The sequence below is a fragment of the Mesorhizobium ciceri biovar biserrulae genome (assembly GCF_001618845.1).
Taxonomy (GTDB): domain Bacteria; phylum Pseudomonadota; class Alphaproteobacteria; order Rhizobiales; family Rhizobiaceae; genus Mesorhizobium; species Mesorhizobium ciceri.
The window spans coordinates 1,471,394-1,488,016 of sequence record NZ_CP015064.1 but is presented as its reverse complement, the minus strand read 5'-3'; the positions used below and the strand labels follow the sequence as shown (position 1 = coordinate 1,488,016).

At 60.5% G+C, this 16,623-nt stretch carries 12 protein-coding genes; 6 read left to right on the top strand and 6 right to left on the bottom strand.

Features of this window, described 5'->3' with window-relative positions; all coding sequences use genetic code 11:
• Positions 1 to 25: 25 nt before the first annotated feature.
• The 4 genes from A4R29_RS06550 to A4R29_RS06535 are packed head-to-tail and all read right to left on the bottom strand — an operon-like array spanning position 26 to position 3,611.
• The gene (locus tag A4R29_RS06550; protein ID WP_082827339.1) at positions 26 to 1,090 is read right to left on the bottom strand and encodes a maleylacetate reductase; all 1,065 of its coding nucleotides are present in this window, start codon (positions 1,088 to 1,090) and stop codon (positions 26 to 28) included.
• Entirely contained in the window at positions 1,087 to 1,746 is a 660-nt protein-coding gene (locus tag A4R29_RS06545; protein ID WP_013533098.1) for an alpha/beta hydrolase, read from the bottom strand. The genes A4R29_RS06550 and A4R29_RS06545 overlap by 4 nt, the downstream gene beginning before the upstream one ends.
• On the bottom strand, positions 1,743 to 2,702 hold the full coding sequence (locus A4R29_RS06540; RefSeq protein WP_013533099.1) for a VOC family protein: 960 nt from the start codon (positions 2,700 to 2,702) through the stop codon (positions 1,743 to 1,745). Before A4R29_RS06540 ends, A4R29_RS06545 begins: the two co-directional genes overlap by 4 nt.
• A 3-nt stretch (positions 2,703 to 2,705) precedes the next feature.
• Positions 2,706 to 3,611, bottom strand: coding sequence for a dioxygenase family protein (locus tag A4R29_RS06535; protein WP_063167498.1), 906 nt, complete (start codon positions 3,609 to 3,611; stop codon positions 2,706 to 2,708).
• A gap of 93 nt (positions 3,612 to 3,704) precedes the next feature.
• Here A4R29_RS06535 and A4R29_RS06530 point away from each other — a divergent pair, with 93 nt between their 5' ends.
• Positions 3,705 to 4,655 carry a LysR family transcriptional regulator gene (locus A4R29_RS06530; protein WP_013533101.1) on the top strand — a complete coding sequence of 317 codons (951 nt, stop codon included), beginning with the start codon at positions 3,705 to 3,707 and terminating at the stop codon, positions 4,653 to 4,655.
• Between the two features lie 175 nt (positions 4,656 to 4,830).
• On the opposite strand, the gene A4R29_RS06525 is transcribed toward A4R29_RS06530, so the two are convergent.
• Positions 4,831 to 6,207, bottom strand: coding sequence for an HlyD family type I secretion periplasmic adaptor subunit (locus tag A4R29_RS06525; RefSeq protein ID WP_013533102.1), 1,377 nt, complete (start codon positions 6,205 to 6,207; stop codon positions 4,831 to 4,833).
• The gene (locus A4R29_RS06520; protein ID WP_063167497.1) at positions 6,200 to 7,951 is read right to left on the bottom strand and encodes a type I secretion system permease/ATPase; all 1,752 of its coding nucleotides are present in this window, start codon (positions 7,949 to 7,951) and stop codon (positions 6,200 to 6,202) included. Before A4R29_RS06520 ends, A4R29_RS06525 begins: the two co-directional genes overlap by 8 nt.
• A gap of 713 nt (positions 7,952 to 8,664) precedes the next feature.
• Here A4R29_RS06520 and A4R29_RS06515 point away from each other — a divergent pair.
• From A4R29_RS06515 to asnB, 5 genes are all read left to right on the top strand, one after another.
• A complete protein-coding gene (locus tag A4R29_RS06515) occupies positions 8,665 to 9,648 on the top strand; it encodes an ATP-grasp fold amidoligase family protein (protein WP_167355170.1) in 984 nt (327 codons plus the stop codon).
• Between the two features lie 326 nt (positions 9,649 to 9,974).
• Positions 9,975 to 11,744 carry a calcium-binding protein gene (locus A4R29_RS06510; RefSeq protein WP_063171514.1) on the top strand — a complete coding sequence of 590 codons (1,770 nt, stop codon included), beginning with the start codon at positions 9,975 to 9,977 and terminating at the stop codon, positions 11,742 to 11,744.
• Between the two features lie 415 nt (positions 11,745 to 12,159).
• Positions 12,160 to 13,368, top strand: coding sequence for a glycosyltransferase family 4 protein (locus A4R29_RS06505; protein ID WP_063173600.1), 1,209 nt, complete (start codon positions 12,160 to 12,162; stop codon positions 13,366 to 13,368).
• The gene (locus A4R29_RS06500) at positions 13,365 to 14,624 is read left to right on the top strand and encodes an O-antigen ligase family protein (RefSeq protein ID WP_013533107.1); all 1,260 of its coding nucleotides are present in this window, start codon (positions 13,365 to 13,367) and stop codon (positions 14,622 to 14,624) included. The genes A4R29_RS06505 and A4R29_RS06500 overlap by 4 nt, the downstream gene beginning before the upstream one ends.
• Complete coding sequence (asnB, locus tag A4R29_RS06495; protein WP_063171513.1) at positions 14,625 to 16,622, top strand: asparagine synthase (glutamine-hydrolyzing); 1,998 nt, start codon at positions 14,625 to 14,627, stop codon at positions 16,620 to 16,622.
• Position 16,623: the final 1 nt, after the last annotated feature.

Here is a 16,623-nt window from a genome sequence, read left to right as displayed (position 1 = left end):
TTGGTTCCTCCCTCTTGTTTTGTTCTCAGTCCCCCGGACGGCGTCCCTCCCACGCCGCCTGAAGGAGTTCCCTTATCGATCCCGGATCAATCGGCCTTGGATTCGCATAGGCATTCTTCACCGCGATTGCCGCCGCGCGGTCGAGATCGGCCTCCTCGATGCCGATCGCCTTCAGGCTCAGCGGAGAGCCGACCGACTGTGCGAAATCCCAGAGCCCGCCGCCCGCCGAACCACCACCGAATGCCTCAGCGATCGGGCGCAGCAGATCGGGCACCGCCGCATCGTTGAAGGCGGTCGTGTAGGGCAGCAGGATGGCGTGGGTTTCGGCGTGCGGCGTGTCGAACGAGCCGCCGAAGACATGCGCCAGCTTGTGATGCAGCGCCATCGAGACATAGCCTAACGCGGTCGAGCAGCACCACGCCGCATAGAGCGCCTGCGTCCGCGCCGCGCGATCCTGCGGATTGCCGATCAATCTTGGAATGCCTTCCCGGAAGGCAACCATGGCATCCCTGCACATCAGCACGATGACCGGATTGCGATCGGGGGCATACAAGGCTTCCATCGCATGAGCGATCGCGTTCATCGCCGAGGTTACGGTGAGGTTTACCGGCAGGCTCAGTGTCAGATCGACGTCGTAGATCACCGTCTCTGGGCGAATGTCCGGCGAGCGGCGGGTGGTCTTCTCGCCGGCTGCCGTCTCGCCGAGTATGTCGGTCATTTCCGAGCCGGCATAGGTGGTGGGAATGACCACCTGGTCGGCGCCCGTCCGCACGGCAATGGCCTTGCCGAGCCCAGTGGTCGAGCCGCCGCCGAGGCTGACGACCGCCGAAGCGCCACTGCCTCGGAAGGTATCGATGGCCTTTTCCGTGACCTCGACAGGGGTATGCATGACCGCGCCGGCAAAGATCCCGGCGGCGAGGCCACCAAGGCTTGCGGCCAGCCTTTCCGCATCGCCCTTCTGATGCGGCGTCGAAAGCACCATCACCTTTTCATGGCCGAGCCGCCGGACTTCCTCCTCGACGCGAGCCATGGTGCCGGCACCGAAGACCACCCGTGTCGTCAGGCCCGGAAAGGTGAAGCTGTCCATCATCGCGCCGCCTCCATGCGCGGGCCACGCCCGGCCGCGAGGTCGTCGAGGATAGTGCCCAGCATGGCAATCTCGGCGTCCGAGACCTCATGGCCGCGGCCCGGGAACAGATCGGCCCGCAGGCTCGCGCCAATCCGGCCCAGCGATTGCGCGGCATCGGCAAACGCCGAGACCGGTATCCACGGATCGGCATCACCACCGGAAAGATAGATCGGCATTCCGGCCGGCGCCGCCTCGGATCTTTCGTCCGCCGGAACGCCGACACGGCAGCCCGTGAAGGCCGCCAAAGCGTCCGGCGGCGGCAGCCCCGCACAGAGATATTCGATCGAGAGACACGCCCCTTGCGAGAAGCCCGCGAGAAGCAGCGGCAGTCCGGGCAGTTCGGCACGCGCCGCAACCATTGCGGCCGCAAGGTGGTCGAGCGCGTCAGAGAGCTGCGCGCGGGCGACCGACGTCAACGGGTCGACGGCACGCGCCTCCCACCACATGCCGTGCGGCGCGCGCGGCAGGATGAAGGCCACGGCCGACGCGGAAAGCCGCGACAGCACATGGGACTGCATCTCTTCGGGCGATTGGCCGCGGCCGTGGACGAAGACGCAAATCGCCTTAGCCTCGGGGCCTCTTGGCCCAAGCCGGAGCGGACCGCTGCCTGAACTCACGCGAAATCCGCCTGTTCCAGGCCGGCCTGCAATTCGCTCTCGCGGTCCTTGAACCAAGGCGGGAAGACCAGCGTCTTGCCGATCTGGCCCGGAGGCTCGTCCTTGGCCCAGCCTTCCGGCGTGGTCCAGGCAATTTCGAACAGCGCGCCGCCGGGCGAGCGGACATAACAGGACTTGAAGTAGTTGCGGTCCTTCTGCTCCGATATGTCCGTGAAGCCGAGGCCCTCGATATGAGCGCGCAGCTTCAACTGGTTCTCTTCGTCGCCGGTGTTGAGGGCGAGGTGGTGGATCGTGCCTCCCGCCAGAGTCCAGGTGCCCTGCGGGCTGTCGCGGTCGACAATGACCTCCACGCGCTGTGCGACGCCGGCCGCATCCGGCACGCGGAACACGAGCCCCTCGTGGTCGTCGGCCTCTTTCTCCATCGGCAATGCGATGGTCAGGAAGTCGTCCATGGCGGTGCGGTCCATCACCGCCACCACGGCGCCGTAGATTCCCTTGATGCCGTGGGCCTTGCCGATGCCCTGCGCCTCGTTGGTGATGGGCGCGCGGGGATCCCTGTCGCTTTCCACCAGCTCATGCGGGATGCCGCAGGGATGTGCGAAAGCCGCACGGTCGGCGCCAAAACGGGTGATCTTGATGGCCTCGATGCCGCGCGCATTCAACCGGTCGACCCAGAAATCCGCGGCGCCCCTGGGGATCGACTGCATGATGGTGCGCGATTGGTTGGACCCGCGGCGGCCATAGACGCCCGGCTTGCGGAACGGGAAGGTGGTGATGATCGTCGACGCATCGCCATTGGGCGAGCCGTAATAGAGGTGGTAGACCGGGATGACGCCGTCGAACAAGACGGTGCGCTTCACCGAATGCAGGCCGAGCGCCTTGGTATAGAAATCAAAATCTTCCTGAGCGCTGTCGGTCGAGAGCGTCAAATGGTGGTAGCCGCTGATACGTGCCATCGGTCATCTCCTCCCAGAGGTTTCGGTATCGCTCCGCCGCTGCGGGCAGAGCACGAGGTTGAGGTCGAGCGCGTGCTTGCGTTTTCCTCCATTGGGCGGCAGCGCGCGGAACTCGGCCATGAGTTCGGGTTTGACCCCGAAGATGGCATCCCGGCCGATCGCAGGGTCCGACCGGTCGAAGATGTGGGTCGTCAGCGTCTCGAAGCCCTCCGCCGAGACGCGAAAATGGATATGGGCCGGCCGCTCGAGGCCAAGGCCCAGCGCTGACATCAATTGACCGACCGGTCCGTCCGACGGCAGCGTGTAGCCCTTCGGCTTCACCGTCGTGAAGCGGAACCGTCCCTGCGGATCGGTACGGAAGCGTCCGCGCAGATTGAATTCCGGCTGGCGGTCGGGTTCCTGGTTCTCGTAGAGACCCTCGGCATTGGCCTGCCAGATCTCGACCGTCGCATCGCCGACCCCCGCGCCGTCGAGCGCGACGATGCGGCCCGCGACCTCCAGCGGCTCGCCCTTGTGATCGCGCGAGATGTTCGCGCCGGGTGGCATCTCCGGCACGTCGGCCCGGTAGAAGGGCCCGGCCAGGGTGTTTGGTGTCGCTCCGGCGGGGCGCGGGCTGTTCTGATCCTCGATCAGCGAAGACACGCCCAGGACGTCGGCGAACAGCACCCATTCCTGGCGCCGCGCATCGGCGTAGTGGCCAACCTCGGTCAGAAAATCGATCGCCTGGCGGAATTCCTCGCCGGAGGGCCGCAACTCCACGATCAGCGCGTGCAAACCATCCACGGCTGCCTGCGCCGCCGCCGCCAAGCGGGACTGGCCCATTGCCGTCAGGCGCCGCGAGAATTCCTCGGCCTGCGTCGATATCGCCTTGGGGGACTCATCCCGCTTCGGGTCGTGCTGGCCGTGCATTCCGCCGGGGCCTCCCTTCCCCTTGCCAAGCGGGATAGCACGGCCCGACGCGATGCTTGATGAGATGTGACGTCCCTTGTATAGCGTTTTGCTATGAAGCTGAACGAGCGCCACCTCATGCAGCTCGCCGCGGTGCTGGATGCCGGCGGCGTGTCGGAAGGAGCCGCCATGCTGGGCTTGACCCAGCCGGCGGTCAGCCGATCCCTGGCCATGCTGGAGGCGCGGGTGGGTGAGCCGCTGTTCCTCAAGGGCCGCCGGCCGCTGCAGGCGACGCCGCTCGGCTTCCAGCTGGCGGCGCAGGGCCGCACGATCATCACCGCGTCCCGCAAGGCGTCGGATGCGGTGCAGGGTTTCATGAAAGGAACGAAGGGCGTCGTGCGTGTCGGCGGCGTGCCTTTCTTCATGGACGCGATGATCAGCCGGATGATCGGAGAATTCCAGAAGCTCGAACCCGAGGTCACCGTTCAGCAGAGCTATATGAACCTGCCCGAGATGGTCGCGGCGCTGGACAGCAACCAGATCGACCTCGGCATCGTGCCGATCGGCGTTCTCGACCTTGGTCCCGGCTTCGAATTCACCGAAATCCTGCCCGGACGCAATGTCGTGGCTTGCCGGCCCGATCATCCCCTGCTGCGAAATCGCCGCCTCAGGGCGCATGACCTGACCAGCTTTCCCTGGGTGGCTCCCCTGCCCGGCTCTCCGCTGATGTCGGACCTGCAGATGATCCTGATGAGCATCGGCATGTCGGACCTGAACATCCGCTATTCGGGAGGCTCGCTGATGAGCGTGATCAACTTCCTTGCCGAAACCGATGCGTTGGCCGTGCTGCCATTCTCCGTAGTCTTCGCGCAGCGCAAGGAGAGCCGGGTTACGGTGCTGCCCTATGAAATCCCGCAGCCCAGCCGCTCACTCGGTATCCTTCGCCGGGTCAGCGGACCACGCTCACCGGCGGCAGAGCGCTTCGCGGGCCACGTCACGACCGCCTTCGAAAACCTGAAGCACATCATTAAACGGCATGAGAATGCCGTTGTCTGGGGACGGTAAACCAGCCTCGCTATTCGAATGATGCGGTAGCGTCACACAACGCGCATGTTTCCTCCAGCCGGAGGCGCTTCATCCCCGCGTCGCCGGTTAGGCTCGACGGCCGCCCGCCCCCAAAAGCCGTCGGGCCGCCAGAAATCCCGATATCCTATTGGTCACGCCCTCCTCCACCTCGCCATCACTGCGTAAACGCTTTGGACATCTGATCCGCAAAGGGTTTCAACAGATAAGACCAGACATTGCGTTCGTCGGTGCGGATATGAACCTCGGCGGGCATACCTGGCCTCAGCACCTTCGCTTCGGTCAGGCAGCTTGATTTGCTTTCAACCTTGATACGCGCCGAAAAATAGGAAAGCTGACGTTGCGGGTCTTTAATCAGATCTGCCGAGATGTGTTTCACTGACCCTTGGCAGACCGGAGTGGTTCCCACGTCGAACGCCGGAAAACGGATCGACACCGGCTGCCCAGGCCGGACATCGTCGACCCGCGACGGAGGGATCAGCGCGTCCACCACAAGATCGTCGGTATCAGGTACGATGGTCATAAGCATCTCGCCAGGCGCGATAACGCCGCCGACGGTATGGACAGCCGATTCCTGTATCGTTCCGGACTGTGGCGCGCGGATCGTTGTCTTGGTCAGTTCATCCTGCGCCACAATCCTCCGTTCGTTGAGTTCGGTCTGCTTGGCTTCCGTCTCGCGGAGTTCGGTCGTCACGTCAGTGCGCCTTTGGTCATCCAGCTGCAGCATCTGCAACCCCGTTTCGCTGATGCGCGCCTGGGCTTCAGCTACTGCTGCAGCGAGGCGACCCGATTCTCCCCTGGCCCGGGTGGCATCCAACTTGATGTTGCTTACCCTCTCCTTGGAGACGAGTTTTTTGGCGTAGAGGGAATCAACGTCGGCGAAATCCTTGCTCAGCAGGGCAACCGATTCATCCACCGCGCTCTGTTGCGCTTTAAGACCGTCGATCTGACGTTCAAGTTGCTGGGATTGGCTTCTCAGCTGTGCCTTCTGTCCAGCCAAAGCCGAAGAGCGCGTTTCAAAGAGAGCGCGTTCGCCGTTGACGAGCGCAGCCAGCTCCGGTTGGTTCATTCGCGCTTTCAGGCCGACCGGCAGCTGCATTTCCGCCAAGCCCGTGCGCTCGGCCTCCAGCCGGGCGAGGCGAACGGTCGCGCGATCGAGATCCTCGCTGATGATTTGCAGGTTCGCGCGTGTCAGCGTGTCATCCAGCCTGACCAGCACGTCGCCGGCTCGCACATGATCTCCGTCCTGCGCGAAGATCCCGCCCACTGTTCCTCCGGTTTGATGCTGGACCTTCTTGACGTTGCTTTCTACCACCACGGTGGCCGGTGCAACCACGGCGCCGGCGATCTTGGTCAATCCCAGCCACAGGCCGCCGCCGAGGACCAGCAGACCTGTAATCACCAAGCCGAATATCAGGTTGGCCCGAATACCGTCCGGCAGATCTGGCGAGCTCACGGCAGGCCCTTTGCTGCCACGAAGGGTCCGGGCATAGGACGAGAAGGTGACGAATGTTTCGAGCAGAGCCTCATGCATGCCCGGCAACCCCCGGTATCGGCGCCAAAGAAGATGGCCGAGGTGAAACAGGCGGTGAAGGTCGGAGCACGTTCGCCAAGACCTCCTCGCGCGAGCCAAAGGCATGAACCGTCCCGTTCGACATAACCAGCACCTGATCGATGTTGGCGAGTGCCGAGGGACGATGCGCAACGACAATGACGATGCCCCCGCGCTGACGCACTGCCCGTATGGCGCCGGCCAGGGCAGCGTCCCCATCCACGTCGAGGTTCGAGTTCGGTTCGTCGAGCACGACAAGGAACGGCTCGCCATAAAGTGCTCGGGCGAGACCCACGAGTTGCCTCTGCCCTGCCGACAGGGCTGCTCCCCCCTCCCCGATGCGGGTCTGAAATCCCTGAGGGAGTTGCATGATCATTTTCTCGACGCCGGCGGCTCTTGCCGCCGCAAGGACGCCTTTTGGATCCGTCTTGCCTCGGAACCTCGAAATGTTGTCTGCTACCGTGCCGTCAAACAACTCCACATCCTGCGGCATGTAGCCGATATGGGCGCCGAGATGTTCCGAGTTCCATTGATCGAGAGAGGCGCCGTCCAATCTCACCGAGCCATGGAGCGGCTTCCACACCCCGACCAACGAACGGGCCAGCGTCGTCTTGCCGGAGCCGCTCGGGCCGACGACGGCCATTCCAGCCCCCCTCGACAGGTGGAAACTTACATTTACAACGGTCGGTCTTGTCAGGCCGGGCGGCGCGACTGTCAGTTGCTCGACGGCAAATCGTGCCTGTGGACGAGGCAATTCCATCGGATCGTCCTGACTGCCAAATGCAGCCATGACAGCTGCCAGCTCGCTATAGCTGCGCCGGGTCGATAGAAAACCTCTCCAGTTTGCAATCGCCGCGTCAACTGGGGCCAAGGCCCGGCCGAGCAATATGGAAGATGCGATAATCACCCCAGGAGAAGCTTCACCGCCGATGACCAGGTAGGCACCGAGCCCCAGAACGCCGGATTGCAGACCCATGCGAAGCGCCTTCGAGAAGGAACTGGCGCCACCGACGACATCCGAGAGGCGCTCCTGCTGACCAAGATATGCGCGGCTGACGTCGCTCCAGCGTCGAGCCAGTCGACCAGAAAGCCCCATAGCATGAACAACCTCGGCGTTGCGCCGGGCGGAGTCGGCAAGCGCCCGTTGCGACGACAAGTCTTCGGAGGCGCGCGCGGCCGGACCACGGCTAAAGACTTCCGCAACCGCCGTCAGGAGGACCACGGCGATCGCGCCGACGGTTGCCAACAAGCCGAGCAAAGGATGGAGCAAATAAATGATCACCAGATAAAAAGGGATCCACGGAGCGTCGAAGATGACCGTCGGTCCCGTTCCGGAAAGAAAGCCGCGCAGTCGGTCAAGATCGTGCAAAGGCTGCAGACGGCCCGCATCACGTCCTGCCTTGAGCGGCAAGGACAGGGAGATGGAGAACACCTTTTGCTGCAAATTTCTATAGAGAAGACTGCCGATGCGGACCAGCACGCGAAGCCGCACGAAATCCAGGAGCCCGTAGACCGCATACAAGCCCAGCATGCCGATCGTGAACCCCACCAGGGTGGGAACGCTCTGCGACGGCAGAACGCGATCGTAGATCTGCAACATATAAACCGAACCGGTCAGGGCGAGAATGTTTATCACTGCCGAAAACAGCGCCACGCCAAGCAGCCCAGGCATGCAGGCGAGAATGGCGGAACGCAGCTCGGGAGAACCGGCCCCCGATGTTTTCATGACCAGCGGTCGTTCGCGCGACACTGCCGCGCCGTTACTTCCGTAAATTGTGATGGCTCAAACCTTTCTTGGTGCGCATAGCAGCCGCTATCCGTCGCCCCCCTTATTACGCTCTGCTTACATACGTCGACTTTGAGGAAAATGCAGCGGATTCGTGGCGCAGGACCAACGAAACGCGACCCGCAGCGTGCACAGGCTGGGGATAACTCCCCCAAAAAACGGCAATTCACGCTAGTAACGCAGTCCAGAATGGAACACGCAAAAGGGGCTTATGTCCTTGCTTCCACACACTTTCAAAGACGCCACGGTCGTTGACACAAAATACCTGATGCGGAGCAACAACTTAGATCAATCAAACCTTTTGTCGTTCTGTATTCTGTATTTGATCTCGCCCCGATACACCAATCACCCGAGCAGACCATCAGTCTCCCAGACTTCCAGAGGCGGCAAATTGACGACCGTCAGGCCGGCACGCCGGATCGTCATTCAAACGGAGGAGGACGGTGATCGAGCCTGACGTATTGTGGTTTAACGCATGCGCAGGGATGGCGACTGGAGGGCTCGTTCACCTCGGGGCGCTGGCCGACGGGTTCGACCGGCCCCATCTGTGACGGCTGCCAACCTGCCCAAGGAGGCGGATCGCGCCTTCGCCATCGTCGTTATCAGAGCGGACGCCGCGTTAGCCGTGCGTTATCCGCGTAGTGGGGTGTTGCGTGGAAAAGAAGTATCGGAAATTAAGAAGAGCTGTCTGGGAAACGATATATAGGGTCAGCTTGATAACCCCGAATTTCTACGTTCTGAACTACCCCATAGCAGCAGCGGGATTCTTTAACGGGAACAACAGGTTCCCAAGACGGGTTTCCAGTCAATCGGCTACGATAAATGATTTTATATTTGACAGAATGATACGAAATAGATGGGGATACCTGGAGAAGATTTGCGTTGATAAGCATTATGCTAAGTACATAGCTAGTGGAATCGCAGGCCTTAAAACCCCAAAGACGATCTCTGTATTCAAGATAGATAGAAATACGACGGCAGATGACATTTTACTTTGGATCCAGCCTTTCCTCGGACGTCATTTCGTGATGAAGCCGACCCATTCCTCTGGAAAAATTATATTCCTCGACAAACCGCTCAATAGGAAAACTCTAGAGGAATTCTTAAATTTCTCTAAGAGGTCGTACTTTAATATCGGACGAGAGACACAATATTATAAAATGGAAAAGAAATTAATTGTCGAAGACAACATTTCTACTGGTGGTGAATTAAGTGACTACAAATTCTTTTGCGTTCGCGGCAAGGCAATTTATCTTCAGGTCGACGTCGGTAGATTTGTTGATCATAAAAGGGCTGTATTTTCTCTTCCGGATTTTAAGCAGATTGATGTCATGTATGGTTATGACCTACCAGAAAACGTAGAAAGGCCGGAAAATCTCGAAAAAATGATCGAGATCGCGGAAACGATATCTAGGGATGTTGAGTTTGTCAGGGTCGATTTGTACAGCATTAATGGTGACATATATTTTGGAGAGATGACTTTTTCTCCATGCGCTGGATCGGATCATATTTCAAATGAGAGTTGGGCCATCGATTTTTTAAATAGGATCAAGGCAGAAAGTGCTCCTAAAGCAGCGATAGGTGGCCGCTTCACGCCGCAAGCGGCACGATCTTTCGACCGTCAAGTTGGCGGGTGAGCCGCGAGGGCGTCAGCGCAAGCCTCGGTTCATGTGCCGAGGCATCCTCAATGGCTTTCCCCTAGTTGGGGATAACCCGGTCGGGAAAGGCGGATATTTCCCAATCACGCGGCTCAACAATGAGCCGGATGAGAGGGGCTTATGTTGTTGTTGCGGCACTGTTTTAAAAGACTTCGGTTGACCGAAGCGGAACATCTCCTGCTGTGCAGCAATCCTGTCGGCGATCAAAGATTCTATCCAGCGGGTGTCGTATTTGATTTGGGCCTAATATGCGCCGTCAACTAAGCAGACGTGGGGCATAACCGAATCAACCAAAGGATTTTTGGATGACACTCCACTACGCGTCCGGTGGATCAGCCGCCGAGATCGCAACCGCCGGATTCAATCTGGCTGATGTTCAGTACGTTTCGCAAGTCAATGCCTTGCCGGATGGCATGAAAGGCTTGGTTTATCTCGGTGAGCACGACGGAGTAACTTCGTCTTTCATTGATAAAGTCACTCCCTTCATAGGTAATCCAAATGTGTTCGGGTTTTACCTTAGCGACGAGCCTGATCCGACAGGCAAGTGGGGCAGCTACGCAACCGCTGCAAACCTAAAGGCGGAATCCGACTGGATTCATTCTCATGTTCCCGGCGCCAAGACCTTCATCACGATGATGAACTTGGGCACGGATGGCTCCCCGAGCTACATGAACCCGAACGACCCGGCCCACGCCGCTTACAATCCGGCGAATACGGGCATCGATTTCTACGGTATCGGCTATTACCCCATCAACAACACTTCGGCTCCCGACTACACCCATATCGACAAGATGGTTGCGGCTGCCGGTGAAGCAGGCATCCCGATTGACAAGATCGTCCCGCTTTACCAGGCGTTCGGTGGTGGCAACTGGGAAACCAGCGCTGGCGGCAAGTTTGTCATGCCCACCGCTGCCCAGGAGCAGGCCATGATTGATCGTTGGGCCGCACTGGTTCCGTCGCCGGCCTTTGACTATACCTATAAATGGGGAACGCAGAATGGCGACACCGCGCTTGAAAGCGCCTCGGAACTGAAAGCCTTTTTCCTCCAGCACAATCTCGAGGGCACCCATGCCCCGGTCTCGCCCCCGGTTAGTGATCCTGCCACGCCCCCGGTCAGTGATCCGGTCGGCACACCGACCACACCTCCTACTCACGTCGGCACCCCTGCTCCCACCGCGCCGGCCCCGTCGGGCAGCGATCATGTCTTCCATGGCACGCGCGGCGCAGACGTTTTCCACGCAACCGGGGGCAATGACAAATATCTCGTCAACAATGCTCATGACAAGGTCATGGAAGCGCCAAACGGGGGCTTCGACAAGGTCGCGGCCTCGGTGAGTTACGCTCTTACGGCGGGATCACATGTCGAGCAGCTCTCCACCGCCAATTCCGGTGGCAGGGCGTCCATCAACCTGACCGGCAACGAATTCGGTCAAGCCATCTATGGAAATGGCGGTGCCAACAAGATCAATGGCGGCGGTGGCGCCGACAAGATGACCGGCTATGGCGGCAATGACACCTATTACGTCGACAATGCCCACGACAAGGTGGTGGAGCAGAGAGGAAGCGGCCTCGACAAGGTTCTTGCCTCGGTGAGCTTCGCTCTTTCGGCTGGCTCGCACATCGAGCAACTCGCAACCACCAAGACGTCCGGCAAGGCCGCCATCAATCTGACCGGCAACGAATTCGGACAGACCATTCACGGCAATGCCGGTAACAACAAGATCGACGGTGGCGGCGGGGCCGATACGTTGACCGGGCACGGGGGCAGAGATGCCTTCGTGTTCAGTACCGCCCTTGGTTCTGGAAACGTCGACAGGATCACTGATTTCAACAAAGCCCAGGACAAGATCCACCTCGACCATTCCATCTTTGCCGGTCTCGATCAGGGGGGCCTCTCGTCGGACGCTTTCTTTGCCGGCAAAGCGGCGCATGACAGTTCCGATCACATTATCTACAACAGTTCGACCGGAGCTCTTTCTTTCGACAGCGACGGCGTCGGAGGCGCAAACCAGATCCATTTCGCGAGCCTCTCTCCGCATCTGTCGATTACCGCATCGTCTTTCCTGGTCACCTGACGCTCCAGCGACGAATGCCTTAAAGGTCGGCGAGGTCTTGGTGCCTCGCCGACAGTCGTTTGGGCCGAGCGTCCGAACTTCGCGCCCATCAGCGAGCCGCGGAGTTCAGGTCCGCCACGCCTTACTCCAGCCACTCATCGTACCCACTTCAGGCAATGCCGTGGGGGCGTCCCGGTGAGACTGCGTCGGCAAGACAGGAGGGACATTAGCGCTCCCCACTGCGAGGGAATCTCGCCTCACTGGTCCTACCCCTTTCCAAACATCATGGTGTCATTCAAACGGACGAGGACAGGAACCCGGCCTCCCCATAGCGTGCACTCGGGCGGGATGCGCTCATAGGTGATGAAACCGGGCCGTGGCAGCATCGAGAGCGTCAGTTACTCGATTGCCCGCCGTGTGCGCTGGGGAGAGGCAGATGAACCCACATCTGGTCTGCGTGGGAGGCGAGGATCACGCCTTGAGAGTTCCCTTCCTCATCGCGCTGCGAGAGAAAGGCTTTCGCGTTACGGCGGTCTCGAGCGGTTCTCCCGTACCGTTTTTAAGGCATGACATTTCGCATCACAGGTTTTCCTTCGACCGGTTTGCATCTGGCGGCGGAGAATGGCGTGCTCTCGGAACGATGCGCCGATTGATGCGGGAGCTTCGGCCCGACATCATCCAGAGTTTCGACACCAAGCCAAATCTGTTGACGCCCCTTTCCATGCGGGGAACAGTTCCGGTTATTCGCACCATCAACGGGCTGGGCTGGACGTTCTCATCTCTGGCGCCTCGCGCTTTGGCCCTGCGTCCGGTCTATTGCGCGCTGCAATGGCTCGCGTCTTCGTGGACGGCGGCGACCGTTTTCCAAAATCGTGATGACCAACTGTTCTTCGAGCGCTTTCGGCTGACCGGTCGCGGAAGCTCGCGACTGATACGCAGTTCCGGAATCGATGTCGATGCGTTCGCAACGGTGCGCCATCTCGGGTCCTCGGCAACGAAGATGCGTAAGGAACTCGGCCTCCAGTCCGCCGAAGTGGTGATCTTTGTCGGCCGCTTGACCCGTCAGAAGGGTGTGGGAACCCTCCTCGAGGCGGTTCCTCGCGTCGTGGCCGAAAGACCAGCAGCACGATTTGTGCTTGTCGGCCCGCGAGAATCCGAAGGCTCATTCGCAATCGACAAGTCCGAGATCGACCGGCACGCATCTCATGTGCTGGCCTTGGGTCCACGACGCGATGTCGCTGATCTCCTCGGCATGGCCGATGTATTCGCCTTTCCCACCCAGTATCGCGAAGGAGTACCGCGTGTGTTGCTGGAAGCGGGGCTTTCGGGACTGCCAATCGTGGCTTCCAGGATGCCAGGCTGCAGAGACGTCGTCGAAGACGGGTGGAATGGCTACCTGGTTGCACCGCATGACGCCGATGCCCTTGCCTCGCGAACAATAGACTTGCTGTCCGACCGCGCTGGGGCAAAGGCAATGGGCGTCCGTTCCGCTGAACTTGTGCGGGAGCGATTTGCCCTGCCGTTGGTGGTCGATCAGTACTGCGACCTGTACGAAAACACACTCCGCGCGGGGCTTCCGCGACCGCTCCCTGCTGTCGCACTTGAGGGCAGCCTCGCAGATCACCGGGGCGGAGCACGTCAATGATCCGGGACGCCTTGCTCGCCCTGGGAGTTGCGATGTCCTACGCGACGCAACTGGCCGTTCCGGGATTGCCGCTCGGCTATGGCGAATTGTTCATCGCGATCTGGATCGTTCTGGCGATTGGACGAATATTCGCCGGGGGTCGTCTCCAGGTCACACCCGCTTTTGTCCAACTGGCGAGCTTCTGGCTGATCTTGTCGCTGGCTTTGGGAATCGGCACGATCGTCGGCTACCTGACCACCGTCCTTTACTTGACCGGGCTGGTACATGACCTGATGGCCTACATGCTGCTGGCCGGCTTCACATGCCTGGCGGCCGCGGAGCCCGACGCCGATCGTCACCTTCGCCGCAGTGCCTGGTGGGTGATCGCCATCGCCAATGGAAGCTTCGTAATTCAGCTGGGATTGGCATTTGGGGTAGCCCACCAGCCCGGCGTCGACCCCTGGTTCTGGGACAGATTCCGTGGCTGGTCCGAGAACCCGAACCAACTTGCGCTCTATTGCGCGCTTTTTGGCCCCCTGGCTTTGCACCTTGCCACGACCACCCGCAACCCATGGCGCCGTTTGCTCGCATTCTCCAGCCTGATCCTGACCTTTTATGTCGGCCGGCTGACGAAGAGCGACACCTATCTCTACACCAGTATCCTGAGCTGCCTCGTCTTTCTCGGATTGCGGCTTCGTGCATGGATCGCAACAAGCGGTCGCGCCAGCCTGCCCCGCTTGTCAGCAATTGTGCTGTTGGCGGGTTCCTTGCCTTTAGCGCTGGCGATGACGCCCTACGCGCTCACCGAAGAGGCCAGCGTCGCCCATTTTGCCAAGAGCCTTACCAAGGACCAGGGTGGGGAAGCGACACTCGAAACGTTCGAACTCCGGCTCTATCTGTGGCAGGACGCGGTGGAAACGGGGTTGAAATCCGGGTCGCTGGGATTGGGCCCTGGGCCTCACCTCGAGCGCCCGCCCGTCGCCGACCGTCAATTTCTGCAGCGACCTTTCGAGGCCCATAATACCGTTCTTGACCTTTACCTGCAGGGCGGATTGCTTGCGGTGATGGCATTGGTCTGGATCGTGGGAGCCGCAATGTCGCTTGCCTGGCGAGCGGGATTCGACGCGCTGCTGGTGCTCGGTGCGTCGACGATAATCTTCAGCATGCCTCACCTGATCATCCGCCATCCGATCGTGTGGTTTTCGCTGGCTTTCTGCCTCGTTGCCGGAAATCCGACCGCACTTCGGCGGCAACTTGCCGAGCCCAGGGTGCCCTAAATGTGTGGGATCGCCGGAATTCTATTGGCTTCCGATGCCACAGACATAAAGCCGCTCCAAGCGATCGGGCGGATGACCGCATCGCTGCGTCACCGGGGCCCGGATGGCGAAGGGCTCTGGGCCGATCGCGAGGCTGGAATCGCATTGGGCCACAGGCGATTGGCAATTGTCGACCTGTCAGCCGCCGGGCACCAGCCGATGCATTCTGCCAGCGGCCGGTACGTGATCACCTTCAACGGTGAGATATACAATTTTCGCGATTTGCGTCGCGAACTCGAGGGTGCGGGCCAAACCTTTCAAGGCGCCAGCGACACCGAAGTGATGCTCAGCGCAATCGAGCATTGGGGGCTTGAAACCGCCCTCAAACGCTTTGCCGGAATGTTCGTGTTCGCATTGTGGGATCTGAAGACAAGAAGCCTTTATCTGGCCCGTGACAGGATGGGCAAAAAGCCCCTCTATGTTGCTTCGACCCGAGACGCATTGGTCTTCGCCTCTGAGCTGAAGGCGATCAACACCTTTCCGGGCTTTTCTCCCGACCTTGATCTTGATGCCGCGGCGGCAATGCTTTCAACGGGATGGGTGCCGGACCATCTCTGTATCTGGCGAGGCGTGTTCAAACTGCCGCCTGGTTCCGTCCTTTCCGTCACCGCGGCGAATTTTGCCGAAGACCGCAGCGCGGACCGTCTTTCCCAACGCATTCACCGCTGGTGGTCACTGGCTGACGTTGCAGCCGATGGGCGACGGAACCCCGCTACCGGCACCGACGAAGATCTGGTTGACGAACTGGACAACCGGCTTCGGCTGGCCGTGCGGGAACGCATGATCGCCGACGTCCCTCTGGGCGGCTTCCTGTCGGGCGGGATCGACAGCTCAGCCGTGATCGCCCTGATGCAGGCTCAATCCTGCAAGCCGGTTCGCAGCTTCACGATCTCGTTCGCAGAGGGCGGCTTTGATGAAGCTCCATACGCAGCGGCCGTTGCCCGTCATCTGGGCACCGACCACTCCGAACTTCACCTCTCGCCCAGCGCCGCACGTGACGTCATTCCCGAGTTGCCGCAGGTCTGGGATGAACCCTTCGCCGATGAATCGCAGATACCGACCTTGCTCGTTGCCAGGCTCGCTCGTCAGCACGTCACCGTAGCGCTGTCGGGCGACGGCGGTGACGAATGCTTCGCAGGATACGGCCGCCACTTCATGGCGGAGCGGTTGAAACGACACCTGCGCCTGCCCCGACAACTGCGCCGAACCTTGGCGGCAGGGGCAGGTTTTTTCGCACGCGCCGGACGCGACGATGTCATCGGCAAACTGCCACTCTCTGCGAGCGCGAGGCATTTTATCCGGAGCGACCGGATGGAACGTCTCGCCCGGCTGCTCGCGGCATCGAATGAAGACGAATTGTTTCAGCGGCTGGCGCGGCCACAGGCTGAAAACCTGGGACGTCAGCGGCCCACCGAACCAATCTACGGCCACGGCGGTCCGCCGCTTGACGACCTGCTCTCCCGTCTTCTGTGCGATGACATGGCGGGGTACTTGCCTGGCGATATCTTGGTGAAGCTGGACCGTGCCACTATGGCCAACAGCCTTGAGGGCCGGTGTCCTCTGCTTGACCACCGCGTTGTCGAATTCTCCTGGCGGCTGCCATCCAACATGAAAGTTCGTGATGGCGCCGGCAAATGGATTCTTCGTCAATTGCTACGCCGCTATCTCCCGCAGCACCTGATCGAGCGTCCGAAACAGGGCTTCGATGTCCCTATCGCAGCATGGCTGCGGGGTCCGCTGCGCAACTGGGCCAGCGATCTTCTCGCCGACATGCGAGCAGAAAGCAGTGACGTATTGGACGCTGCGAAGATCGACGCCTGCTGGCGCGATCACATTGATGGCCAGAACCGCTCGCGCGAATTGTGGTCCGCATTGATGTTCCAGGCCTGGCGGAGCCGAGCCAACCGGCAAGCACAGCAAACCGGCCCAATTCATGAACCCGATCTGGCAGGAGTATAAA